This is a genomic window from Variovorax sp. GW821-FHT10D07, assembly GCF_059415325.1.
This window is the reverse complement of the sequence record NZ_JBWKMZ010000024.1, coordinates 66,070-89,864: the sequence shown is the minus strand read 5'-3', so window position 1 is coordinate 89,864 and position 23,795 is coordinate 66,070. Positions and strand designations below refer to the sequence as shown.

Genomic DNA, 23,795 nt, shown 5'->3' with positions numbered 1-23,795 from the left:
CACCAGGAGACGCCGCACATGGACACCACCCGACTCTTCTCGCTCCAGGGCCGCACCGCCCTCATCACCGGCGGTTCGCGCGGCATCGGCCGCATGATCGCCGAGGGCTATCTCGCGCAGGGCGCGCGGGTCTACATCTCGGCGCGCAAGGCCGAGGCCTGCGACCAGACCGCCAAGGAGCTGTCGGCCTTCGGGCATTGCGTGTCGCTGCCGGCCGACGTGTCGACGCTCGAGGGGGCGCAGGCGCTGGTCGCCGCGTTCGCGAAGCACGAGTCCTCGCTGGACATCCTGGTCAACAACGCCGGTGCCGCCTGGGGGGCGCCCTATGCGGAATTTCCGGAGAGCGGGTGGGACAAGGTGGTCGACCTGAACCTCAAGACGCCGTTCTTCCTGACGCAGGCGTTGACGCCGCTGCTGAAGAAGGCGGCCGCGGGGGGCGACCACCTCGCGAAGGTGATCAACATCGCCTCGATCGACGGGATCTCGGTGAACCCGCAGGAGACCTACTCGTATGCGGCGAGCAAGGCGGGGCTGATCCAGCTCACGCGGCGTATGGCGCTGCGGCTGGCGCAGGACGGGATCGTGGTGAGCGCGATTGCGCCGGGGGCCTTTGCGTCGAGCATGAACAAGGATGCCCGGGACCATGGGGATGAGATCAAGGGGCGGATTCCGGCGGGGCGGATCGGGAAGCCCGAGGACATGGCGGGGGCGGCGATCTTTCTGGCTTCGAATGCGGGGGACTATGTGATGGGGTCTACGTTGGTGGTGGATGGGGGGGTGACGCACGCGCGGTGATTTTTTTGCGGAGGCTGCTGGCTCTGGGCAGGTCGTTGGCCGGGTCTCGCCCCGGCGGGCGAGTCACTTTCTCTTGTCTCGCCAAGAGAAAGTAACCAAAGAGAAGGCGACCCCGCTGTCTGTGTCCCTTCGCTTCGCTACGGGCAACCTGCGGTGCTCGGGGAAAGCGGGGGTCCGCAGAACTCGCTGCGCTGCGCTCCGCTCAGACAGCTGCGGCCCTGATCCCGCTTTCCCCTGCGCTCCTCGGCACAGCCAGAGGGGGGTGGGGCGGGCCATCGCTTCGCTCGGCCTTTGGGGACTGGACGGGCCTTCGCTTTGCTCGGCCGGTACCATCTGTCCCATGTCCTCTTTTCCTTTCGCCGCGGTTCTCTTTGACTGCGACGGTGTCCTCGTCGACTCCGAACCCATCACCAACCGCGTGCTTGCCGAGATGCTCGGCGAACTGGGCTGGCCTCTCACCACCGACGAATCGATGCGCATCTTCACCGGCAAGGCGGTGAAGGACGAAGCCGACCTGATCGAGTCGAAGACCGGCTTTCGCATCACGTCCGAATGGCTGCACGGCTTTCGCGAGCGCCGCAACGAGGCGCTCGAGCGGGACCTGACGGCGATTCCGAACGCGCCCGCCGCGGTGCGCGCGCTGTTCGAGCAGCTCGACGGGCGCATCGCCTGCGCCTCGGGCGCGGATCGCTTCAAGGTCGAGCTGCAGCTCGAGAAGGTCGGCATCCTCGACTGCTTCGCGGGGCGGATCTTCAGCGGCCACGAGATGCCGCGCTCCAAGCCGGCGCCCGACGTGTACTTCGCGGCGGCGGCGGCGCTGGGCGTGGATCCGAAGCGCTGCGCGGTGGTCGAGGACACGGTCACGGGCGCGATGGCGGGCGTGGCGGCGGGCGCGACGGTGTTCGGCTACAGCACGGGCGAGTCGGGCCACAGCGGGCCCGAGGCGCTGCGCAGCGTCGGCGCGGTGCAGGTGTTCGGCGACATGGCCGAACTGCCGGCACTGCTCGCGGCGCACCGGCCCATCGGCTGAAGCGAACACCCACCGGCGGCAGGGCTGCCGGCTTTCTGTTCGAATCGAATCACGACCGGCCGCCGGCGGCGGCTGCACACCATCCAATGCCCACCAGGAGCCCCCGCGCATGACCTCCGAGTACAAGACCGAACAGCCCGAACGCAGCGAGATCGACGCCCTGCAAGGCCCCGCGGTGGTCGAGTTCGGCACCAACTGGTGCGGCGTCTGCAAGGCCGCGCAGCCGGACATCGCCGCCGCCTTCGCGCAGCATCCGGGGCTGCGCCACATCAAGGTCGAGGACGGCAGCGGGCGTCCGCTGGGCCGCTCGTTCGGCGTGAAGCTGTGGCCCACGCTGGTGTTCATGCGCGACGGCCGCGAAGTGGCCAAGCTGGTGCGGCCCACCGACAGCGCCTCGATCGCCGAGGCGCTCGCGAAGATCGCTCAGCCCGCCTGAGCGCGCCGGCCGCGCGCCGGCTTCGCCATCGACAGGATCAGTCGGTAGAGCGCCTGCGCGGCGGGCGACAGCACCGCGCCCTTGCGCGACAGCAGCGCGAAGCTGCGCCGCACCGTGGGCTGCGCGAGCGCGATCAACGCGATGCGCGGGTAGGTGCCGTCCTGCACCGCCAGCTTCGGCACCACGGCGGCGCCCACGCCCTGCGCCACCAGTCCGACGGCGGTCGAGCTGCGCTGCACCTCGTAGACGAAGGGCAGGTTCAGTCCGCTCGGCGCCAGCGCCGCGTCGAGCAGCGGGCGGTTGCTGCTGCCCGGGCCCGGCACGATCAGCGCGTGGCCCTCGAGCTGCGACCAGGCGATGCTGCGGCGGCGCGCCAGCGGATGGTCGTCGCGGCAGGCGAGCACGAAGCGGTCCTCCAGCAACGGGATGCGCTCCAGCTCGGGCTCGTAGGACTCGGCGATGCTGATGCCGAACTCGGCCTCGCGCTGCAGGATCGAGCCGGCCACGCCGGCCGACGAGTGATCGAGGATCTTGATGCGGTTGCCGGGGAACAGGGCGCTGTAGGCCTGGATCACCGCGGGCAGGAACTGCACGCCGACCGTCGGCACGCAGGCCAGGGTCACGTTGCCGCGCGAGGCCTGGCCGGCCTCGCGGATGCCGAGCATGGCCGAGGAGATGTCGGCGAGCAGCCGCCGCGCCTGCGGCAGGAAGTTCTGGCCGATCACCGTGAGCGCCAGCGAGCGCGTGGTGCGTTCCACCAGTTGCACGCCGAGCACCGCCTCGAGGTTCTGCAGCCGGCGCGTCAGCGCGGTTGAAGTGATGTGCAGCGAATCGGCGCCGGCATGGAAGCTGCCGTGCTCCGCCACGGCGAGGAATGCCTGCAGGCCGAGCATGTCCACTTTCATGAGGCGATTGCAGCAATGGTCCAGATAAATTCATTTTACGCAGCCGGGTTGCGGGCACAGAATCCGCCGCCATGAACATCACGGTGCTGGACGACTACTTCGATACGCTGCGCACGCTGCCCTGCTTCGCCAAGCTCGACGGGCACGAGGTGACGGTGTGGAACGACCACGTGGACGAGCCCGACGCGCTGGTGCAGCGGCTGTCGCAGGCCGATGCCGTGGTGCTGATCCGCGAGCGCACCGCGCTGCGCGCGCCGGTGCTCGAGCGGCTGCCGCGGCTGCGGCTGATCAGCCAGCGCAGCGTCTATCCGCACATCGACGTCGAGGCCTGCACGCGGCTGGGCATCGTGCTGTCGTCGGACCAGCATGCGGGCACGCCTTCCTACGCCGCGGCCGAGCTCACATGGGCGCTGCTGCTGTGCGCGGTGCGACGGATTCCGCAGCAGATGGCGTCGCTGCAGCGCGGCGGCTGGCAGACCGGCGTGGGCAGCACGCTGCGCGGCAAGACGCTCGGGATCTACGGCTACGGCCGCATCGGGCAGGCGGTGGCGGGCTACGCCGAGGCCTTCGGCATGAAGGTGCGCGTGTGGGCGCGGCCCGAGTCGATGGCCCGGGCGCGCGCGGACGGCCGCGAATGCGCGCCGGACCGAGAGCGTTTCTTCGGCGACTGCGATGCGATCTCGCTCCACATGCGGCTGGTGCCGGCCACGCGCGGCATCGTGCGGCGCGAGGACCTCGCGCGCATGAAGCCCGATGCGGTCCTCGTGAACACCAGCCGCGCCGGCCTGATCGAGCCCGGTGCGCTGGTGGCCGCGCTGCAGGCCGGCCGGCCCGGCATGGGCGCGGTCGACGTCTACGAGACCGAGCCGCTGGTCGATCCCGCCGATCCGCTGCTGCGGTTGCCGAACCTGGTCTGCACGCCGCACATCGGCTATGTGACGCGCGAGGAGTACGAGCTGCAGTTCTCCGACGTGTTCGACCAGATCGTGGCCTTCGCGCGCGGGCAGCCGAGCAATGTCGTCAATCCCGAGGTGCTCGGCCGCCTGAAGCCCGGCGCGGGTTAATCCCGAGCGCCAGGCATTCCGCGCCGCGCCGCCGGCCGCCACAATTCCGGCATGCAGCCGACGCCGCCGCAATCCACCTGGCAGGTCTCCGATGCCGCCCTCGGCCGGCCGTCGTCGGCCGTGCTCGACCTGCGCGCGGTCTCGCTGCTGCTCGATGCGCCGCGCGACGCGGCGCCGGCGCGCGCGATGCTGCATTTCCTCAATGCGCTGCTGCCGGTGGAGTTCATCTCGCTGGTGTCGCATGGCGACGAGGCACCGGCGCAGATCGAGGGGCACTCGTTCCACGCGGCCACGCCCAATGTCACGCGCGACTGCTTCGCGCAGTACCGGCGCCACTTCTACCGCTTCGACGACGCCACGCGCATCGCGCGGCAGATGCGCGTGCAGACCCGCGAGTCGGCCGCGATGACGGTGCTCCACATGCGCTCGCCCGACATCCCCGATGCCGGCTGGCGCCAGCAGATCTACGAGCGCGAGCATCTCTCGGAGCGGCTGGCGCTGCTCTACATGCCGGCGCCGCGCACGGCGTTCTCGATCAACCTCTACCGCAGCGAGGCCATGGGCCGCTTCGCGCCGCAGGAGATCGAGCGCGTGCTCGCGGTGTCGCCGCTGCTGCGGCAGGTGCACCGCAACCTGGTGGGCGCGGGCGGGGTCGGGCCCGACATGGACACCCGCATCGCGCTGGCCCGCGCGCGCATCGCGGCGCTGGCGGTCGCGCTGAGCGCGCGCGAGCTCGACGTGGCGGCGCGCATCGCCTGCGGGCTCACGGCCGACGGCATCGCGGCCGACCTCGACATCGCGCCCTCGAGCGTGGTCACGCTGCGCAAGCGCGCCTACCTCAAGCTCGGCATCCACGACCGCGCCGCGCTGGTGCGGCTCGCGGCCTGACCCTCCCTCGCCGACCGCCGTCCCCGTCGCTCTCGTCGTCTTCGCCGTCCCCTTCGCGGGGGACGCGCCGCCCGGCCGTTCGCCCCACGATCGCGGCAGCGGCGGGCACACGATCCCGCCGCACACGATGGAGACGAGAACGCGCATGTTCATCCGCAACTGCTGGTACGTGGTCGCCTGGGACCACGAGATTCCCGCCGAGGGCCTGTTCAACCGCACCGTGATCGGCGAGCCGCTGCTGCTGTACCGCACCGCGCAGGGCGAGGTGGTGGCGCTCGAGGACCGCTGCTGCCATCGCCACGCGCCGCTGTCCAAGGGCCGGCGCGAGGGCGACTGCGTGCGCTGCGGCTACCACGGGCTCAAGTTCGATGCGCGCGGCCTCTGCGTCGAGGTGCCGGGCATGGCGACGGTGCCGCCGCGCGCACGGGTGCGCAGCTATCCGGTGGCGGTGCGCAATCGCTGGGTCTTCGTGTGGATGGGCGAGGCCGAGCGCGCCGACACGGCGCTGCTGCCCGACAACTTCTCGTGCGACCACCCCGAGTGGCGCCACATCCCGGGCTACCTGCACTACGACACGCCCTACCTGCTGATCTGCGACAACCTGCTGGACTTTTCGCACCTGAGCTACGTGCACGAGAAGACGCTCGGCGGCTCGACCGCGATCGCGCAGGCGCGGCCCGAGATCGAGAAGATCGAACGCGGCCTGCGCGTGACGCGCCGGGTGGCGAACGTGCCGCCGCCCGCGCACTGGGCCGGCGCGCGGCCCTTCGCGCCCGAGGCGCGCTTCGACCGCTGGTTCGTCTACGACTTCGTGCTGCCGGGCACGCTGCTGATGCAGTCGGGTGGGCGTCCCGTGGAGGACGCCGAAGGCGACATGCGCCATGCCGTCGAGCTGCACAGCTGCCAGACCCTGACGCCCGAGACCGAGACCAGCACCCACTACTTCTTCCAGCAGGCGCACCGGCCCTCGCTCGGCGGCGAGCAGCTCACGCGCACGCTCTACGACAGCCTGATCGTGGCCTTCAACGAGGACCGCGACATGATCACCGCGCAGGCCCGCAACATCGAGCACGCGCCCTTGCTGCCGATGCTGCCGCTGGCCATGGATTCGGCGCTGGTGCAGTTCCGCCGGCTGGTGGCGCAGGCGCTCGAGGACGAGCGGCGGAGCGAGGTGCCGCCGCCGCACGCGCAGCCCGAGCGCGCCGCGAGCTGCTGAAACGCTGCGCACCGGAACCCACAAGAACCCACGAGGAGACAAGACCCATGCTCAAGCTGCTTTCGATCGCCTGCGCCGCGCTGGCCTTCGCCGTTCCCGCCGCCGCCCAGGAGGCCTACCCGTCGCGGCCGATCCGCATCGTCGTGCCCTATCCGGCCGGCGGCGCCACCGACTACGTGGCGCGCACCGTCGGCGAGCGCCTGTCGAAGGCGCTGGGCCAGCCGGTGGTGGTCGACAACAAGGCGGGCGCGGCCGGTGCCATCGGCGCCGCCGAGGTGGCGCGCGCCAAGGCCGACGGCTACACGCTGCTGATGACGATCACCGACTCGCAGATCAACAACACCGCGCTCTACCGCACGCTGGCCTACGACCCGCGCAAGGACTTCGCGCCGATCACGCAGATCGTGCGCAGCCCGGCGCTGATCTCGACCCATCCGGGCTCGGGCCTGCGCAGCCTCGCCGACCTCAAGGCCAAGGCCGGCTCCGGCGGCGCCAAGCTCAGCTATGCCTCGTGGGGCATCGGCGGCCTCGGCCACCTGGCCGGCGAGAGCCTCAACCGCGGCCTGGGCGGCGGCATGGTGCACGTGCCGCAGCGCGGCGAGGGGCTGGTGGTCACCGACCTGCTGTCGGGCACGGTCGACATCGGCCTGTCGTCGGTGGCGAGCGCGATGCAGCACGTGCCGGGCGGCAAGATCGTGCCGCTGGCCGTGCTCGGGCGCCAGCGCTCGAGCACCTTGCCGCAGGTGCCGACGATGCACGAGCTGGGCTTCGACGACCCGCTGTACGACAGCAACGTCTGGATCGGCCTGCTGGCGCCCGCGGCCACGCCGAAGCCCATCGTGGAACGGCTCGCGAAGGAGGTGCGCGAGGTGGTGGGCGCGCCCGAGGTCGGCCAGCAGTTCGTGGCCCGCGGCTTCGAGATCATGAACAGCACGCCCGAGCAGTTCGCCAGCGCCTACCGCGCCGAGTTCGACGTCATCACGCGGCGCATGCGCGAACTCAGCATCGAGGCGCAGTGAGCGCCGGGTTCAGCGCTTGCCGGAGCGGCGCGCGGCCTGCGCCTTGTGGCGCCGCTCGGCCAGCGCGATCGGGATCAGCGCCCAGGCCTTGGCGCCGTCGAGCGGCGCCACCGGCACCAGGTTGAGCAGCGCGAACACGAGGTTGAAGTAGCCGAGGAAGGCGACCACCGGCCCGAGCCCGCGCACGCTCGCCAGCGGCGTGGCGGCGGCCAGCGCGATCAGCGGCAGCGCCACCATCATCTGGGCCGCGACGCCGCCCCAGGCCACGATGGCCTCGTCCTTGTGGCTGTAGGGCTCCTCGTAGTCGCACACGCCGTGGATCACGCCGAGGTAGATCGCGAACGGCCGGTAGCCCATGCGGCGGGCGAAGCCCGCGTGGCCGGCCTCGTGCAGGAAGATGATGCCGAAGTAGGAGACGATGGTGATGACCGCGAGCAGCGGCGTGCGGATGCACAAAAGGAACAGGCCGGCCCCGACCAGGAGGGCGGACCAGTGGATGTAGACCCGGGCGCCGAAGACCCGGAGCTTGCGAATCCGCGCGTAACCGTTCATGGAGGGAGGTCTCGGGTGCGTGGCGTCCCGGGCGCTGGCGTGGCGGCCTGCTGGCGGAAGTCCCTGGGTGCGAGTCCCGTCCATTGTAGAAAAGCGCGCGAGAAGCTCTTCTCGTTGCGAAAGCCCGCCGCCAGCGCGACCTGCTTGATCGGCCGGTGGGTGCGCCGCAGCAGGTCGACCGCGAGCTCGTGCCGCACCTCGTTCTTGAGCGCCTGCAGCGAGCTGCCTTCCTCCTGCAGCTGGCGGTGCAGGGTGCGGCTCGACACGTTGAGCAGCGTGGCCAGCGCCTCGGCGGTGGTGGTCTCGGCGGCGCGCGAGCGCAGCAGCTCGCGCACGCGCTGGCCCAGCAGCCGGTCGCGCCGGTACTGCAGGATCGTGAGCGGCAGCGCGCGCTTGAGCATGGTGCGCAGCGCGCGCTCGTCGCGCTGCAGCGGCAGCGCGAGGTAGCGCTCGTCGAAGGCGATGCTCGCGCGCGCCGCGTCGAAGCGCACCTCGGGCGTGAACATCGCCGCGTAGGCGTCGCGGTGCGCCGGCGCGGGAAAGGGAAAGCCGGCCTGCCGCAGCGAGATGCGCGAGTCGATGGCCCAGCACATGTAGCCGTGCATGAAGCGCAGGCTGGTCACGAGACAGAACTCGCGGAAGGCCGGATCGAGCGGCCGGTTCTCGCCGATGCGCAGCGTGGCCACGCCGCCCGCCACCTCGAGCGCGAGGCCGATGTCCTCGGTCAGCAGCCGGTGGTGGCGGCACCAGCGCTTGATCGCCACGCCGAGGTCGGGCGAGGTCAGCGAGGCGCGGCACAGCATGCCGTAGCTGCCCCAGGGCAGGCGGCGCGAGAACCAGCCCAGCGCCTCGTCGTCGAGCTCCTGCATCGCGTGGCCCGACAGCGCCTCGAACTGCGCCGCCGTCACGCGCGCGCCGGGCCGCGCGAGCTCGCGCGGCGTGATCTGTGCCGCCTTCAGCGCCTCGGACGGGTCCTGGCCGTAGCGCTCGTAGCCCTTGACGATGGCTCGCACGAAGGCCATCGGCGTGACCGCGCGGGCGGGGCGGAGGAAGGAGGGGGAGGACATGGCGAGGCGGAGCCGGCGTGGCGCAAATTGCAACCATTGTGGCGCCAATTGCGGCGCGACGAGGCGTAAGCTGGCGCCTTTCCAGCGCGTCGTGGCGCGGGCAGCCCCACGCGCCGGCCCCCTTCAGAGGAGACAACACCCATGCACGATCCCGGCCTGAACTTCGACCTGGGCGAGACCATCGACTCGCTGCGCAGCGCGATCCAGGACTTCGCCGCGAATGAAATCGCGCCCCGCGCCGCCGACATCGACCGCGAGAACCTGTTCCCGCACGACCTCTGGAAGAAGCTCGGCGACCTCGGCCTGCACGGCATGACCGTGAAGGAGGAGTACGGCGGCACCGAGCTCGGCTACCTCGCGCACATTGTGGCGATGGAAGAGGTGTCGCGCGCCTCGGCCTCGGTCGGCCTGTCGTACGGCGCGCACTCGAACCTGTGCGTGAACCAGATCCACCGCAACGGCAGCGAGGCGCAGAAGAAGAAGTACCTGCCCAAGCTGGTGAGCGGCGAGCACGTGGGCGCGCTGGCCATGAGCGAGCCCAATGCCGGCTCCGACGTGGTGAGCATGAAGCTCAAGGCCGAGAAGAAGGACGGCTACTACGTGCTCAACGGCGGCAAGATGTGGATCACCAACGGCGGCGACGCCGACACGCTGGTGATCTACGGCAAGACCGAGCCCGAGATGGGCGCGCGCGGCATGACCGCCTTCATCGTCGAGAAGGGCTTCAAGGGCTTCTCGGCCGGCACCAAGCTCGACAAGCTCGGCATGCGCGGCTCCAACACCTTCCCGCTGTTCTTCGACAACTGCGAGGTGCCCGAGGAGAACGTGCTCGGCGGCGAGGGCCAGGGCGCGAAGGTGCTGATGAGCGGCCTCGACTACGAGCGCGCCGTGCTCTCGGGCGGCCCGCTGGGCATCATGGCGGCCTGCATGGATGCGGTGCTGCCCTTCATCCACGAGCGCAAGCAGTTCGGCCAGAGCATCGGCGAGTTCCAGCTCATGCAGGGCAAGATCGCCGACATGTACTCGACCTGGCAGGCCACGCGCGCCTACGTCTACGCCGTGGGCAAGGCCTGCGACCGCAACGACCATGCGCGCACCTTCCGCAAGGACGCGGCCGGCGCGATCCTCTACTCGGCCGAGAAGGCCACCTGGATGGCCGGCGAGGCGATCCAGGCGCTCGGCGGCGTGGGCTACACCAAGGAATTCCCGGTCGAGCGGCTGTGGCGCGATGCCAAGCTCTACGAGATCGGCGCCGGCACCAGCGAGATCCGGCGCATGCTGATCGGGCGCGAGCTGTTCGCAGAGACCGCTTAGTTCGGTTTTTCTCCCTCCCCCAGAGGGGAAAGAGGCAAGGCAAGGAGACAAGGACATCAACATGACTGCAGCACTGACCGAGAGCTACGGCAAGGGCGCCACCGACGTCCCCCTCATCGAACAGACCATCGGCGACTTCTTCGACGACATGGTCGAGCGGCAACCCGATCGCGAGGCGCTCGTGAGCCGCCACGAAGGCCTGCGCTTCAGCTACCGCGAACTGCAGGCCGAGTCGGACCGGCTCGCCAGCGCGCTGCTGAAGCTGGGGCTCGCGCCGGGCGACCGCGTGGGCATCTGGTCGCACAACAACGCGCCGTGGGTGCTGATGCAGATCGCCACCGCCAAGGTCGGCCTGATCCTCGTCAACATCAATCCCGCCTACCGCACCGCCGAGCTCGAGTACGCGCTCAACAAGGTCGGCTGCAAGGCGCTGGTGACGATGGCGCAGTTCAAGACCAGCGACTACCTCGGCATGCTGCAGGAGCTCGGCCCGAAGCGGCTGCCGCAGCTGGCCCACACCTTCTGGATCGACAAGGCCGGCGAGGGCGCCGAGGTGCCCGGCATGCGGCGCTTCTCGGCGCTGCTGGCCAGCGGCGACGCGGCCGACCCGAAGGTGGCCGCGGTGCAGAAGACGCTGAAGGCCACCGACCCGATCAACATCCAGTTCACCAGCGGCACCACGGGCTTTCCCAAGGGCGCGACGCTGACGCACCGCAACATCCTCAACAACGGCTTCTTCATCGGCGAGTGCATGAAGCTCGGGCCGGACGACCGGCTGTGCATCCCGGTGCCGCTCTACCACTGCTTCGGCATGGTGCTCGGCAACCTGGCCTGCCTCACGCACGGCTCGGCCATCGTCTATCCGAACGACGGCTTCGATCCGCTGACCGTGCTCGAGACGGTGCAGGCCGAAAAGTGCACCGGCCTGCATGGCGTGCCCACGATGTTCATCGCCGAGCTCGACCATCCGCGCTTCAGGGAGTTCGACCTCTCGACCCTGCGCACCGGCATCATGGCCGGCTCGCCGTGCCCGATCGAGGTGATGAAGCGCGTGGTCAGCGAGATGCACCTCGAGCAGATCACCATCGCCTACGGCATGACCGAGACCAGCCCGGTGAGCTGCCAGAGCAGCACCGACACGCCGCTCGACCGCCGCGTGTCGACCGTGGGCACGGTGCAGCCGCACCTCGAGGTGAAGATCGTCGACCCCGAGACCGGGCGGACCATGCCGCCGGGCCAATCGGGCGAGCTCTGCACGCGCGGCTACTCGGTGATGCACGGCTACTGGGACGACGAGCCCAAGACGCGCGAGGCCATCGATGCCGAGCACTGGATGCACACCGGCGACCTCGCGACCATGGACGCCGAGGGCTACGTCAACATCGTGGGCCGCATCAAGGACATGGTGATCCGCGGCGGCGAGAACATCTATCCGCGCGAGATCGAGGAGTTCCTCTACCGCCATCCCAAGGTGCAGGACGTGCAGGTGGTGGGTCTGCCCGACCGCAAGTACGGCGAGGAGCTCTGCGCCTGGATCATCGCCAAGCCCGGCCAGAGCGTCACCGAGGAAGAGGTGCGCGAGTTCTGCAAGGGCCAGATCGCGCACTACAAGGTGCCGAAGTACATCCGCTTCGTGCCGGCCTTCCCGATGACCGTGACCGGCAAGATCCAGAAGTTCAAGATCCGCGACGAGATGAAGGCCGAGCTCGGCCTCGACGAAGCGCGCACCGCCTGAACACGGGGGCCGCGCGCCCCGTTCCCGACATTGACTGCACCATGACCCAACTCGAAACCAAACTCAACGCCCGCTCGGCCGACTTCCAGGCCAATGCCGCCGCCATGCGCGCGCTGGTCGACGACCTGCAGTCGCAGTTCGCCGCGGTTGCGCAAGGCGGCGGCGAGGCCGCGCGCGCCAAGCACACGGCGCGCGGCAAGCTGCTGCCGCGCGAGCGCGTGGCCGAGCTGCTCGATCCGGGCACGCCCTTCCTCGAGCTGTCGCCGCTGGCCGCGCACGGCATGTACAAGGGCGACGCGCCCGGCGCCGGCATCATCGCGGGCATCGGCCGGGTCAACGGCGTCGACTGCATGGTGGTGTGCAACGACGCCACCGTGAAGGGCGGCACCTACTACCCGATGACGGTGAAGAAGCACCTGCGCGCGCAGGAGATCGCCGAGCAGAACCGGCTGCCCTGCATCTACCTGGTCGACTCGGGCGGCGCCAACCTGCCGAACCAGGACGAGGTGTTCCCCGACCGCGAGCACTTCGGCCGCATCTTCTACAACCAGGCCAACATGAGCGCCCAGGGCATCGGCCAGATCGCCGTGGTCATGGGCTCGTGCACCGCGGGCGGCGCCTACGTGCCGGCGATGAGCGACGAATCGATCATCGTGAAGAACCAGGGCACCATCTTCCTGGGCGGCCCGCCGCTGGTGAAGGCGGCCACCGGCGAGGTGGTGACGGCCGAGGACCTGGGCGGCGGCGACGTGCACACGCGGCTGTCGGGCGTGGCCGACCACCTGGCGCAGAACGACCTGCATGCGCTGGCGCTGGCGCGCTCGGCGGTGGCCAACCTCAACGCGAAGGCGGCCGAGGGCCCGGCGAAGGCCGCGGTGCGCGAGCCCGCGTTCCCGCGCGAGGAGCTCTACGGCGTGATCCCCACCGACACGCGCAAGCCCTTCGACGTGCGCGAGATCATCGCGCGCGTGGTCGACGGCAGCGAGTTCCACGAGTTCAAGGCCCGCTTCGGCGCCACCCTGGTCTGCGGCTTCGCCGAGATCGAGGGCATGCCGGTGGGCATCGTCGCCAACAACGGCATCCTGTTCTCCGAGTCGGCGCAGAAGGGCGCGCACTTCATCGAGCTGTGCTGCCAGCGCAAGACGCCGCTGGTGTTCCTGCAGAACATCACCGGCTTCATGGTGGGCCGCAAGTACGAGAACGAGGGCATCGCGCGCCATGGCGCCAAGATGGTGACGGCCGTGGCCACCGCCAACGTGCCGAAGTTCACCATCATCATCGGCGGCAGCTTCGGCGCCGGCAACTACGGCATGTGCGGCCGGGCCTACAGCCCGCGCTTCCTCTGGATGTGGCCCAACGCGCGCATCAGCGTGATGGGCGGCGAGCAGGCCGCGAGCGTGCTCGCGACCGTGCGGCGCGACGGCATCGAGGCCAAGGGCGGCCAGTGGAGCGCCGACGAGGAAGAGGCCTTCAAGGCGCCGATCCGCCAGCAGTACGAGGACCAGGGCCATCCCTACTACGCCACCGCGCGGCTGTGGGACGACGGCATCATCGATCCGGCCGACACGCGCCGCGTGCTCGCGCTGGGCCTGGCGGCCGCGCGCAACGCGCCGATCCCCGAGCCGAAGTTCGGCATCTTCCGCATGTGAGGAGGAACGCGGCATGAGCGACTTCACCAAGCTGCAACTCACGATCGACGGTGCCGTCGCGCGCATCTGGCTCGACCAGCCCGAGGCACGCAACGCCTTCGACGACGTGGTCATCGCCGAGCTGACGCGGGCCTTCACCGAGGCCGGCGCGGCACCGCAGGTCAAGGCCATCGTGCTGGGCGCCAACGGCCCGGCCTTCTGCGCCGGCGCCAACCTCAACTGGATGCGCCGCATGGCCGACTACAGCCGCGACGAGAACATCGCCGACGCCGGCAAGCTCGCCGCCATGCTGCGCACCATCGCCGAGTGCCCCAAGCCGACCATCGCGCGCGTGCAGGGCGACGTCTACGCGGGCGGCATGGGGCTGGTCGCGGCCTGCGACATGGCCGTGAGCGTGGACAGCGCCTGGTACTGCCTCAGCGAGGTCAGGATCGGCCTGGTGCCCGCCACCATCAGCCCCTACGTGCTGCGTGCCATGGGCACGCGGGCCTCGCAGCGCTACTTCCTCACGGCCGAGCGCTTCGGCGCCGCCGAGGCGCACCGCATCGGCTTCGTGCACGAGGTGGTGGCGGCCGATGCGCTCGATGCCAAGGTCGACGAGCTGCTGAAGGCGCTGACCGGCGCGAGCCCGGCCGCCGTGCGCGCCTGCAAGCAGCTGGTGGCCGACGTGGCGGGCCGCGAGATCGACGACGCGCTGATCGCGAAGACGGTCGAGGGCATCGCCGACATCCGCGCCAGCGACGAGGGCCGCGAGGGCGTGCAGGCCTTCCTGCAGAAGCGCAAGCCGTCCTGGCTCGCGGGCGCGTCGTCCTGACCGGCTCCTCGACGCCATGACCGCGCTCGATATGCCCCAGCTGCTCGCCCTGGCCGCCGCCATCGGCTGGGCCAGCGGCGTGCGGCTGTACCTGGTGGTGCTGCTCACGGGCCTGGTCGGCTACCTCGGCTGGGTGCCGCTGCCGGGCGGGCTGCAATTGCTCGCGCATCCGGTGGTGATCGCGGCCAGCGGCTTCATGGTGTTCGTCGAGTTCTTCGCCGACAAGATCCCGGGCCTCGATTCGCTCTGGGACGTGGTCCACACCGCGATCCGCATTCCGGCCGGCGCGGCGCTCGCGGCCAGCGTGTTCGGCGTCGACCATGGCGCGATGGCGCTGGTGGCGGCGCTGCTCGGCGGCGGCTTCGCGGCCACCGCGCATGCGGCCAAGGCCACCACGCGCGCGGCCATCAACACCTCGCCCGAGCCGTTCTCGAACGTGGGCGCCTCGCTGGTGGAAGACACCATGGTGCCCGCGGGCCTGTGGCTGGCCGTGGCGCATCCCTTCGTCTTCCTCGTGCTGTTCGTGCTCGTGCTGGTCGCGAGCGTGTGGCTGATCCGCAAGAGCTGGCGCTTCCTCAAGGCGCTGTTCTCCCGCGTCGCCCGCATCTTCAGCGGCCGGCCCGATCCGGGCGTCGTGCCCGCGTTTCAACTGAAAAAGAATCCTCCGGGAGACTCGTCCAATGTTTAAGAAGATCCTGATTGCGAACCGTGGCGAGATCGCCTGCCGCGTGGCTGCCACCGCGCGCCGCATGGCGATCCGCACGGTCGCCGTGTACTCCGATGCCGACGCGCATGCCAACCACGTGCGCGCCTGCGACGAGTCGGTGCACCTGGGCGGCAGCGCGCCGAAGGACAGCTACCTGCGCTGGGAGAAGATCCTCGAGGCCGCCAAGGCCACGGGCGCCGAGGCGGTGCACCCGGGCTACGGCTTCCTCAGCGAGAACGAGGAGTTCGCGCAGGCCTGCGCCGATGCCGGCCTGGTCTTCATCGGCCCGCCGCCCTCGGCGATCAAGGCCATGGGCCTGAAGGCCGAGTCGAAGCAGCTGATGGAGAAGGCCGGCGTGCCGCTGGTGCCCGGCTACCACGGCCACGACCAGGACCCGGCGCTGCTGCAGCGCGAGGCCGACCGCATCGGCTACCCGGTGCTGATCAAGGCCAGCGCGGGCGGTGGCGGCAAGGGCATGCGTGCGGTCGACAAGGCGGCCGACTTCGAGGCCGCGCTGGCCTCGTGCAAGCGGGAGGCCATCAACAGCTTCGGCGACGACGCGGTGCTGATCGAGAAGTACGTGCAGCGCCCGCGCCACATCGAGATCCAGGTCTTCGGCGACAGCCACGGCAACTACGTCTACCTGTTCGAGCGCGACTGCTCGGTGCAGCGGCGCCACCAGAAGGTGCTCGAGGAAGCACCCGCGCCCGGCATGACCGAGGCGATGCGCCAGCAGATGGGCGAGGCCGCGGTGGCCGCGGCGCGTGCCGTGGACTACGTGGGCGCGGGCACGGTGGAGTTCATCGTGGAGCAGCGCGACGGCGGCGAGATGAACTTCTTCTTCATGGAGATGAACACCCGCCTGCAGGTCGAGCATCCCGTGACCGAAGCCATCACCGGCCTCGACCTGGTCGAATGGCAACTGCGCGTCGCCGCGGGCGGCACGCTGCCCGTGCAGCAGTCCGAGCTGCGGATCCACGGCCATGCGATCGAGGCGCGCATCTGCGCCGAGAACCCCGACAACAACTTCCTGCCCGCCACCGGCACCCTGCGCATCTACCGCAAGCCGCAGGCCACGGCCTTCCAGCGCAGCCGCGTGCGCATCGACGACGGCGTGCGCGAGGGCGGCGAGATCTCGCCGTTCTACGACTCGATGATCGCCAAGCTGATCGTGCACGGCGCCACGCGCGACGAGGCGCTCGCGCGGCTCGACGCGGCGCTGGCGCAGACCCACATCGTGGGCGTGGCGACCAACGTGCAGTTCCTGCGCGGCGTGCTGGCGACCGAGTCGTTCTCGAAGGCCAACCTCGACACCGCGCTGATCGAGCGCGAGCGCGCCGTGCTGTTCGACCGCGAGACCCTGGGCCTGCCGCTGGCGGCGGCCGCGGCCGTGGCGCGCACCGCGCTCGCCGCGGCGCCGGCCGGCAGCATCGATCCCTTCGCGCGCCGCGACGGCTGGCGCGCGCTCGGCGAGTACACGCGCCGCTTCGACTTCGAATTCCGCGGTGCCGAGCAGAGCGCGCTGCTGACCTACAAGCGCGACGGCAGCCTGTGGCTCGAGGCCGGCGGCGTGGCCGGTCCGCTGGTCGTGGGCCGCCTGCCCACGGGCGAGATCGAGCTCGAGTTCGCGGGCCAGCGCCAGACGCTCGACGTCTACCTCGACGACGCCACGGCCCATGTCTTCGCCGCGGCCGGCGCGACCCGCATCACCGCCATCGACCGCCTCGCCCATGCCGGCGACACGCAGGCCGAGGGCGGCCGCCTCACGGCGCCGATGCCCGGCAAGGTCGTGTCTTTTGCGGTCAAGGCCGGCGACAAGGTCAGCCGCGGCCAGCCGCTGGCGGTGATGGAGGCGATGAAGATGGAGCACACCATCGCCGCGCCGGCCGACGGCACGGTCGAGGAGCTGCTGTTCGCGCCCGGCGAGCAGGTGGCCGAGGGCGACGAGCTGCTGCGCATGGCCGCAGCGGCCTGAATCCGCGGCCCCGGTCACGGGGCTTGCAAGCTGTTACCAGATGGCGGCGCCGTTTTAACCCCGGCGCCGCCGACAGGCCGTATCACCGCGATGCCCACTTCCCTTGAAGGATTCTTCATGACGCATCGCCAGCCGCAGCTCTCTTCGTTCTCCCCCTTCCAGCGCCTCGGCGCCCGTCCGCGCATGCTGCTGCTCGCGCTGGCCGCGGCCCTGACGCTCAGCGCCTGCGAGCGGCGCGACGCGGCCTCGGAGGTCGATGCCGCCGTGGCCCGGCCCACGGGCAACTACGCGGCCGGTGGCGCGATGGAGTCCAGGCGCATGCGCATGGCCGAGCCGGCACAGCCGGCGCCCGCCGCGATGTCGCTCGACCAGCAGGCCGAGAAGCAGGCGGGCGAGAGCGCGCCGCTGCAGCGCTACCTCGCGATCCGCCAGGACCTCAACGTCGAGGTCGCGCCCGACCAGCTCGCCGAATCCTGGGGCAAGGTGCGCGACCTCTGCGGCACCCTGCGCTGCGAGCTGCTGTCGTCCTCGCTGCTGCGCGAGACGCCGCAGCAGGCCGGCAATGCCACGCTCGAGATGCGCGTGGAGCCGGCCGATGTCGAGAAGCTGCTGGCCGGCCTCGCGGGCGTGGCGAAGGTGGTGGCGCACAACACCACCAGCGAGGACAAGACCGCCGAGGTGATCGACGTCGAGGCGCGCATCAAGAACCGCACCGAGTTCCGCGACAGCCTGCGCGTCATGCTGCGCGACACCACCACCAAGCGCACCATGGCCGACCTGCTGCAGATTCAGCGCACGCTGGCCGACACCCAGGCCGAGCTCGATGCCTCGGCGACGCAGCGCAAGGTGCTGCAGCAGCAGACCAGCAAGCAGCACATCCAGATCCAGTTCACGACAGTGCGCGCACTGGTCGGCGGCGGCGAGAGCTACAACCCGATGACGCAGGCCCTGCGCAACGCGGGCCGCGTGCTGGCCGAGAGCGTGGGCAGCCTGATCACCTTCGTGGCGGCGGTGCTGCCGTGGCTGCTGTTGCTGGTGCCCGTGCTGTGGGGCGTGCGCCGGCTGTGGCTGCGCCGACGCCAGGCCAGGGCCGCCTGAGGCGGCGGCACCGGCGCGAGGGAAGCGAGGGTGGGCGCGCTGCCGCTCAGCCGACGACCACTTCGCTGATCTGCATCACCGGCGCGATGTCGGTGTAGTTCCTCACATCGCCGAGGATCTCCTTGGCATGCGGGCCGAAGGCGCCCTGGAAGGCCTCGACCGAATCGCAGAACACGTGGCACATGCCGACGTAGGTGGGCTTGGCGCCGGGCGCGCCGCCGGCCAGGCCCTTGTCGATGGTGTAGGACTTGCAGGCATCGCCCATGCGCGCCTTCAGCAGGGGCATGTGCTTGTCGCGGTAGTAGTCGTGGTCGAAGCGGGCGCCTTCGGTGTAGGGGTACATCACACTGACTTTGATCATGGGTAGGGTCTCCGGATTGAACGATCGAGCATAGGAGATGGCGCCAGAGCACACAAGGCGTGCGCTGTCGCCCCCGGCGCTCGTGCGGCGACCTCTTAGACGAACGGAGCGACAGACCGATGACACCCGAACTGCAGGCCCTGAAGGACAAGACCCTCGCGAGCATGGTCGACTACATGCGCAACGACGAGGAAGACGCGGACCACGATCCCGAATTCGATCCCGGCTACACGCAGGCCGAGGTCGACCGCTGCGCCGAGATCGTCGACGAGTACCTCGCGACGCTGGCGGCGATCGACGAGGCCTCGGAGGCGAAGCGCGACGCCGCGATCCTCGCGGCCGTCGAGCGCGTGGTGCTGCAGCTCAACCGCCTCAACGAGGACAGCGAGGGCAGCCTGATCGAGACCGACCAGCGCGAGGACCTGTGCGAGCTGATCATCGCGGCCGCGAGCCATGCGGGCCTGGAGACCGAGGGCGAGGACATCACCGAGGAATGGCGCGAGTGGTGAGGAGGGCCGCCTCGGCGACCGCCGCCGCCGCTTGGGGCCTCTAAGATTCGCTCCATGCGAATCACCGTCTACCTCACCGACAACCGTCCCGACCCCTGGATCGAAGGCCTGAAGGCCGAACTGCCCGACGCCGAGATCGAAGCCTGGCGCCCCGGCGCGCCGCAGGCCGACCATGCGGTCGTGTGGGCGCCGCCGCAGCAGTTCATCGACGAGCAGCCCGCGCTGCGCGGCATCTTCAACATCGGCGCCGGCGTCGACGCGCTGCTCAAGCTCCGGATTCCGGCCGGCACGCGCATCGTGCGGCTCGACGACGCGGGCATGTCGGTGCAGATGGCCGAATACGTGTGCCACACGCTGATCCGCCACTTCCGCGAGTTCGATGCCTACGAGGCCGATGCGCGCGAAGGCAAGTGGAGCTACCGCCGCCCGAAGGCGCGCAGCGACTTCCCGGTCGGCATCATGGGCCTGGGCGTGCTCGGCGAGCGGGTCGCGAAGGCGGTCGCGCAGTTCGAGTTCCCGGTGCTGGGCTGGAGCCGCTCGCCCAAGCAGATCGAGGGCGTGCGCGTGTTCAGCGGCGAGGCGCAGTTCGACGAGTTCCTGTCGTCCACGCGCGTGCTGGTCAACCTGCTGCCGCTGACCGAGGCCACGCGCGGCATCCTCAACCGCGAGACGCTCGGCAAGCTGCGGCCCGAGGGCTACCTGATCAGCATCGCGCGCGGCGCGCACCTGGTCGAGGACGACCTGATCCCGCTGATCGAAGACGGCCAGCTCGCGGGCGCCACGCTCGACGTGTTCCAGGTCGAGCCGCTGCCGGCCGACCATGCCTTCTGGCGCCATCCCAAGATCGTCGTGACGCCGCATGGCTCGGCGCGCACGCTGCGCGAGGAGTCGATCGCGCAGATCGCCGGCAAGATCCGCGCGATGGAGCAGGGGCTGCCGGTCGCGGGCGTGGTCGATCCGGTGCGCGGCTACTGAGCGCCGCTCAGTCGACGCGGATGTTCTTCGCCTTCACGATGCGGCTGTAGATCTCCGCGTCGCGCCGCAGCGCCGCGGCCATCTCGGCCTGCGTGAGGCCCAGCGGCTCGCTGTTGAGTTCGCGGATGCGCTTCGCCAGATCGGGGTCCCTGCTGGCCTCGATCATCACGGCGTTGAAGCGCTGCTGGATCGCCGCCGGCGTCGCGGCCGGCGCCCACAGGCCGTGCCACGAGGTCATCGTGAGGCCCGGCACCACCTCGGCGAGCGTGGGCACCTCGGGCATGGCCGGATGCCGGCTCGGGCCCGAATAGGCCAGCGCCTGCACGCGGCCGCTGCTGATCAGCGGATAGCCGGTGGCGATCGGCTCCATCACCGTGTCGACCTGGCCGCCGATCACGTCGGCCACCGGGCTCGCGCGGTAGGGCACGTGCAGCATGTCGGTGCCGGTCTCGTCCTTGAGCCATTCCACGATCAGGTGCGAGGGGCTGCCCGCGCCGTAGGAGGCATGCGAGATCGAGCCGGGCTTGGCCTTCGCGGCGGCCAGCAGTTCCTTGATCGATTTCGCGGGCAGCTTCGGGCTCGCGATCAGCACCAGTCCCTGCCGCATCGTGGTGGCGACCGGCACCAGGTCCTTCTGCGGATCGAAGGGCAGCTTGGCGTAGATGTAGGGGTTGATCGTGAACGCGGTCGAGAGGTTGTAGAGGAAGGTGTAGCCGTCGGGCGGCGCCTTGGCCACGGTGTCGGAGGCGAGGTTGCCGGCCGTGCCCGGCTTGTTGTCGATCACCACCGGCACGCCGAGCTGCTTGCCCACGTAGTCGCCGTAGAGCCGCGCGAAGATGTCCGGCGGCGTGCCGGGCGCGAAGCCCACCACGATGCGGATCGGCTTGTTGGGCCAGGCCGTGCCCTGGGCCAGGGCGAGACTGCAGGCCAGGGCCAGGAAGAGGCCGGCCAGCCATTGGAATCGGGTACGCATGTCTGTCTCCTGTCGCGGGAGGTCCCGCTTTTTTTTAATCGAACCGATCAATCGACCTGCGCGCCCGAGCGCTGCACCGCCTCGCCCCACTTGGCGATCTCGGTGCGCGCGAAGGCGTCGAGCTGGTCGGCATTCATCTCGGCCTGCTCGATGCCCTGCTGCGCGAGCTTCTCGCGCACCTCGGGCTGGGCCAGCACCTGGCGCGTGGCCTCGCGCAGCCGGTCGCGCTGCGCGGCGGGCATGCCGGCGGGCGCGTACAACATGAACCAGGCGACGAGGTCGAAGTCCTTCACGCCCTGCTCCAGCAGCGTGGGCACCTCGGGCGCGGCGGCGCTGCGCTTCGCGCCCGAGGCGCCGATCGCGCGCAGCTTGCCCGCGCGCACCTGCGGCAGCACCGCGGCCGGGTGATAGAACATGAACTGCACGTTGCCGGCCATCAGCTCGGTCATGGCCTGCGCGCCGTCGCGGTAGGGCACGTGCATGAAGCTCTTGCCGAGCCGCACGTTGAGCAGCTCGCCGGCCAGGTGGCCCGAGGTGCCGTTGCCGGCCGAGGCGAAATTCACGTTGCCGCTCGCGCTGCCCAGGTCGGCCACGCGCTTCCACGGCGAGCCGGCGGGTACCACCAGCAGCGTGGGCGTGGCGCCGATGAAGCCCAGCGGCACGAAGTCGCGCAGCGGCTGGTAGCTCAGCCGCTTGTAGAGCGAGGGGTTGATGGCGTGCGTGCCCACCGTGCCCAGCAGCAGGGTCTGGCCGTCGGCGCCGGCGCGCGCGACCTGCTCGCTGCCGATGGCGCCGCCCGCGCCGGGCTTGTTCTCGACGATCGCGCCGGTGCCGAGCTGGCGGCCCAGCGCATCGGCCAGGATGCGGCCGACGATGTCGGTCGAGGTGCCGGCACCGAAGGGCACGACGATCTTCAGCGGCCGCGCGGCGCCCGGCGCCTGCGCGAGCGCCGCGCCCGTGGCCAGCAGCGCGCCGGCCAGCAGCAGCCGGCGCTTCATGCCGCGCTCCCGAAACCGGCGGGCACTTCGCCTTCGTACTGCAGCTCGCGCGTGGCCTGGTAGGACAGCGCGAAGCCGCTCGGCGTCTCGGCCTCCTCGGCCAGGTGCGCGATCAGCCCCGCGGTGCGCGCGAGGATCGGCACGCCGCGCAGCGAGGCCACCGGGAAGCCCACGCCCAGCAGCACGGCCGGGATCGCGGCCGAGACGTTCATGCGCAGCTCGCGGCCCACGATGGCGGGGATGGCGCGTTCGAGCGCCTGCGCGATCTGCACGTAGCGCAGGTCGGCGCCGGCCTCGGTCGCGACCTCGATCAGCCGGTCCACGCGCGGATCGTTGGCCTTGTGCAGCGGATGGCCGTAGCCGGGGATGGCCTGGCGGCCTTCCTTCAGCGCGCGGAGGGTGTCGGCCGCCACGGCGTCGAGCGCCTCGCCCGCGTCGACGCGCGCCGCCACGCCGGCGAACAGCCGGCCCGCGGTTTCGGAGGCGCCGAGGATCACCGAGCCGCAGCCCAGGATGCCCGCGGCCACCGCGCCCTGCAGCGCATCGGGCGCGGCCGCGAAGGTCATGCGGCTGGCCTGCACGCTGGGCACCAGGCCGTGCTCGGCGATCGCCACCAGCGTGGCGTCGAGCACCGCGCTGCAGGCGGCGTCGGGGCGCCGGCCGGTGAGCAGCAGGAAGAAGTAGTCCGAGAACGAGACGCGGCCGATCAGGTCGCGGCAGAGGTCCTGGCCGCGCACGACGATGGTGTGTTCGTCCGAGGTGCAGATGGCGGTGCGCGGGACGGTGGATTTGCCGATTTTCATGAGAGGGCGTTCGAGGTGGCGGGTTGCAGATGGAAGTCGTAGTGCGCGGACCAGTACGGCCGCTCGAGCGCGCGGCCGTCGGGCGCGCGGCCCGGCGCATGGGCCTCGAAGTCGACGAGCAGGCTGGGCCGCACGCCGAACACCGCGTCGGAGTCGATGTAGGGGCTGCCCGCGACGAACAGGTGCGTGGTCACCGGCACGTGGCCCTCGGCCGCCACCTTCATGTGGATGTGGCCGGGCCGGTTCGGATGGCGGCCCATGCCGTCGAGCATGCGGCCCACCGGGCCGTCGACCGGCACCGGGTAGTACGAGGGCTTGATCGACCAGAACCAGTAGCGGCCCTCGGCGTCGGTGCGGATGCGCGCGCGCGCCGCCATGCCCGCGCCCTCGACCTGCATGTCGTAGACGCCCTCGCCGTCGCCCGACCAGATGTCCAGCAGCGCGTTCGCGAGCGGCTCGCCGCGCGCGTCGCTGACGCGGCCGCTGTAGAAGGCCGGTTCGCCGCGCACGCCCGGCGCGATGTCGGCGCCCAGCGGCAGCTCGGGCGCGCCGTCCCAGTAGTAGGGGCCCTGCACGGTGGCCTCGGTGGTCTCGGTCGCGGGCAGCGCCTCGCCGTTCCTGCCGGCCAGCGCGGCGGCGCGCAGCTGGTCGAGCATCACCACCATCATCGAGGCGCCCAGCGTGTCCGACAGCAGGATGAACTCCTGGCGCCTGTCGTCGCAGGCCTGGCCGACGGCGGTGAGGAACTCGATGCCGGCCATCCATTCGGCGGGCTGCAGGTCGACCTCGCGGATGAAGGCGTGCAGGTGCTCGATCAGCGACTGCATGATGCGCGCGAAGCGCGGGTCGGCCGCGCCGTCCAGGCGCTGCAGCGCGGCCCGGGTCAGTTCGTCGGCGTTCGATGGGGTCATGG

Annotated in this window: 24 protein-coding genes; 16 read left to right on the top strand and 8 right to left on the bottom strand. The window is 70.6% G+C overall.

Going from position 1 to position 23,795, the window contains the following annotated elements; all coding sequences use genetic code 11:
• The first annotated feature begins 18 nt into the window (after positions 1-18).
• From AC07PU_RS39910 to AC07PU_RS39900, 3 genes are all read left to right on the top strand, one after another.
• Complete coding sequence (locus tag AC07PU_RS39910) at positions 19-795, top strand: SDR family oxidoreductase (RefSeq protein WP_495323373.1); 777 nt, start codon at positions 19-21, stop codon at positions 793-795.
• Between the two features lie 340 nt (positions 796-1,135).
• On the top strand, positions 1,136-1,825 hold the full coding sequence (locus AC07PU_RS39905) for an HAD family hydrolase (protein ID WP_495323372.1): 690 nt from the start codon (positions 1,136-1,138) through the stop codon (positions 1,823-1,825).
• Between the two features lie 109 nt (positions 1,826-1,934).
• Positions 1,935-2,261 (top strand): thioredoxin family protein, encoded by a 327-nt coding sequence (locus AC07PU_RS39900; protein ID WP_093348235.1) that lies wholly within the window; start codon positions 1,935-1,937, stop codon positions 2,259-2,261.
• On the opposite strand, the gene AC07PU_RS39895 is transcribed toward AC07PU_RS39900, so the two are convergent.
• Entirely contained in the window at positions 2,249-3,166 is a 918-nt protein-coding gene (locus tag AC07PU_RS39895) for a LysR family transcriptional regulator (protein ID WP_495323371.1), read from the bottom strand. The two genes, AC07PU_RS39900 and AC07PU_RS39895, sit on opposite strands and share 13 nt — an antisense overlap.
• Positions 3,167-3,237: 71 nt before the next feature.
• Between AC07PU_RS39895 and AC07PU_RS39890 the strand changes: the two genes are divergently transcribed.
• The 4 genes from AC07PU_RS39890 to AC07PU_RS39875 all read left to right on the top strand — a co-directional run bounded on the left by AC07PU_RS39890 (position 3,238) and on the right by AC07PU_RS39875 (position 7,353).
• The gene (locus tag AC07PU_RS39890; protein ID WP_495323370.1) at positions 3,238-4,230 is read left to right on the top strand and encodes a D-2-hydroxyacid dehydrogenase family protein; all 993 of its coding nucleotides are present in this window, start codon (positions 3,238-3,240) and stop codon (positions 4,228-4,230) included.
• A gap of 51 nt (positions 4,231-4,281) precedes the next feature.
• Complete coding sequence (locus tag AC07PU_RS39885; protein ID WP_431510550.1) at positions 4,282-5,118, top strand: helix-turn-helix transcriptional regulator; 837 nt, start codon at positions 4,282-4,284, stop codon at positions 5,116-5,118.
• 145 nt (positions 5,119-5,263) lie between these two features.
• Complete coding sequence (locus tag AC07PU_RS39880) at positions 5,264-6,334, top strand: Rieske 2Fe-2S domain-containing protein (RefSeq protein ID WP_495323383.1); 1,071 nt, start codon at positions 5,264-5,266, stop codon at positions 6,332-6,334.
• Between the two features lie 47 nt (positions 6,335-6,381).
• On the top strand, positions 6,382-7,353 hold the full coding sequence (locus AC07PU_RS39875) for a tripartite tricarboxylate transporter substrate-binding protein (protein WP_495323369.1): 972 nt from the start codon (positions 6,382-6,384) through the stop codon (positions 7,351-7,353).
• Positions 7,354-7,362: 9 nt separating this feature from the next.
• Here the strand turns inward: AC07PU_RS39875 and AC07PU_RS39870 are convergent, their stop codons facing one another.
• Both AC07PU_RS39870 and AC07PU_RS39865 read right to left on the bottom strand, forming a co-directional pair.
• The gene (locus tag AC07PU_RS39870; protein ID WP_495323368.1) at positions 7,363-7,905 is read right to left on the bottom strand and encodes a zinc metalloprotease; all 543 of its coding nucleotides are present in this window, start codon (positions 7,903-7,905) and stop codon (positions 7,363-7,365) included.
• A complete protein-coding gene (locus AC07PU_RS39865; RefSeq protein WP_495323367.1) occupies positions 7,902-8,972 on the bottom strand; it encodes an AraC family transcriptional regulator in 1,071 nt (356 codons plus the stop codon). Before AC07PU_RS39865 ends, AC07PU_RS39870 begins: the two co-directional genes overlap by 4 nt.
• A gap of 141 nt (positions 8,973-9,113) precedes the next feature.
• Here AC07PU_RS39865 and AC07PU_RS39860 point away from each other — a divergent pair, with 141 nt between their 5' ends.
• The 7 genes from AC07PU_RS39860 (at position 9,114) to AC07PU_RS39830 (ending at position 18,263) form a co-directional block, all read left to right on the top strand.
• Complete coding sequence (locus tag AC07PU_RS39860) at positions 9,114-10,286, top strand: isovaleryl-CoA dehydrogenase (protein ID WP_057590699.1); 1,173 nt, start codon at positions 9,114-9,116, stop codon at positions 10,284-10,286.
• 61 nt (positions 10,287-10,347) lie between these two features.
• Positions 10,348-12,021 (top strand): AMP-binding protein, encoded by a 1,674-nt coding sequence (locus tag AC07PU_RS39855; protein ID WP_495323366.1) that lies wholly within the window; start codon positions 10,348-10,350, stop codon positions 12,019-12,021.
• A 41-nt stretch (positions 12,022-12,062) separates the two neighbouring features.
• Complete coding sequence (locus AC07PU_RS39850; protein ID WP_057590701.1) at positions 12,063-13,670, top strand: carboxyl transferase domain-containing protein; 1,608 nt, start codon at positions 12,063-12,065, stop codon at positions 13,668-13,670.
• A gap of 13 nt (positions 13,671-13,683) precedes the next feature.
• Positions 13,684-14,484: an enoyl-CoA hydratase/isomerase family protein gene (locus tag AC07PU_RS39845; protein WP_495323365.1), complete on the top strand. Its 801-nt coding sequence runs from the start codon at positions 13,684-13,686 to the stop codon at positions 14,482-14,484.
• A gap of 16 nt (positions 14,485-14,500) precedes the next feature.
• On the top strand, positions 14,501-15,172 hold the full coding sequence (locus AC07PU_RS39840; RefSeq protein ID WP_057590703.1) for a DUF4126 domain-containing protein: 672 nt from the start codon (positions 14,501-14,503) through the stop codon (positions 15,170-15,172).
• Entirely contained in the window at positions 15,165-17,165 is a 2,001-nt protein-coding gene (locus AC07PU_RS39835; protein WP_495323364.1) for an acetyl/propionyl/methylcrotonyl-CoA carboxylase subunit alpha, read from the top strand. Before AC07PU_RS39840 ends, AC07PU_RS39835 begins: the two co-directional genes overlap by 8 nt.
• A 117-nt stretch (positions 17,166-17,282) precedes the next feature.
• A complete protein-coding gene (locus tag AC07PU_RS39830; RefSeq protein ID WP_495323363.1) occupies positions 17,283-18,263 on the top strand; it encodes a DUF4349 domain-containing protein in 981 nt (326 codons plus the stop codon).
• Between the two features lie 46 nt (positions 18,264-18,309).
• Here AC07PU_RS39830 and AC07PU_RS39825 read toward each other — a convergent pair whose 3' ends face one another.
• A complete protein-coding gene (locus AC07PU_RS39825) occupies positions 18,310-18,624 on the bottom strand; it encodes an EthD family reductase (protein ID WP_057590706.1) in 315 nt (104 codons plus the stop codon).
• 119 nt (positions 18,625-18,743) lie between these two features.
• Between AC07PU_RS39825 and AC07PU_RS39820 the strand changes: the two genes are divergently transcribed.
• Entirely contained in the window at positions 18,744-19,133 is a 390-nt protein-coding gene (locus AC07PU_RS39820; protein WP_093348195.1) for a hypothetical protein, read from the top strand.
• A gap of 54 nt (positions 19,134-19,187) precedes the next feature.
• A complete protein-coding gene (locus AC07PU_RS39815; RefSeq protein WP_495323362.1) occupies positions 19,188-20,108 on the top strand; it encodes a 2-hydroxyacid dehydrogenase in 921 nt (306 codons plus the stop codon).
• 7 nt (positions 20,109-20,115) lie between these two features.
• Here the strand turns inward: AC07PU_RS39815 and AC07PU_RS39810 are convergent, their stop codons facing one another.
• From AC07PU_RS39810 to AC07PU_RS39795, 4 genes are read right to left on the bottom strand one after another with little or no spacing between them, the layout of a single operon-like run.
• Positions 20,116-21,081 carry a Bug family tripartite tricarboxylate transporter substrate binding protein gene (locus AC07PU_RS39810; RefSeq protein ID WP_495323361.1) on the bottom strand — a complete coding sequence of 322 codons (966 nt, stop codon included), beginning with the start codon at positions 21,079-21,081 and terminating at the stop codon, positions 20,116-20,118.
• 47 nt (positions 21,082-21,128) lie between these two features.
• Positions 21,129-22,079 (bottom strand): Bug family tripartite tricarboxylate transporter substrate binding protein, encoded by a 951-nt coding sequence (locus AC07PU_RS39805; protein WP_495323360.1) that lies wholly within the window; start codon positions 22,077-22,079, stop codon positions 21,129-21,131.
• Complete coding sequence (locus AC07PU_RS39800; RefSeq protein WP_495323359.1) at positions 22,076-22,882, bottom strand: citryl-CoA lyase; 807 nt, start codon at positions 22,880-22,882, stop codon at positions 22,076-22,078. The genes AC07PU_RS39805 and AC07PU_RS39800 overlap by 4 nt, the downstream gene beginning before the upstream one ends.
• On the bottom strand, positions 22,879-23,793 hold the full coding sequence (locus AC07PU_RS39795; protein ID WP_495323357.1) for a dioxygenase family protein: 915 nt from the start codon (positions 23,791-23,793) through the stop codon (positions 22,879-22,881). Before AC07PU_RS39795 ends, AC07PU_RS39800 begins: the two co-directional genes overlap by 4 nt.
• Positions 23,794-23,795: the final 2 nt, after the last annotated feature.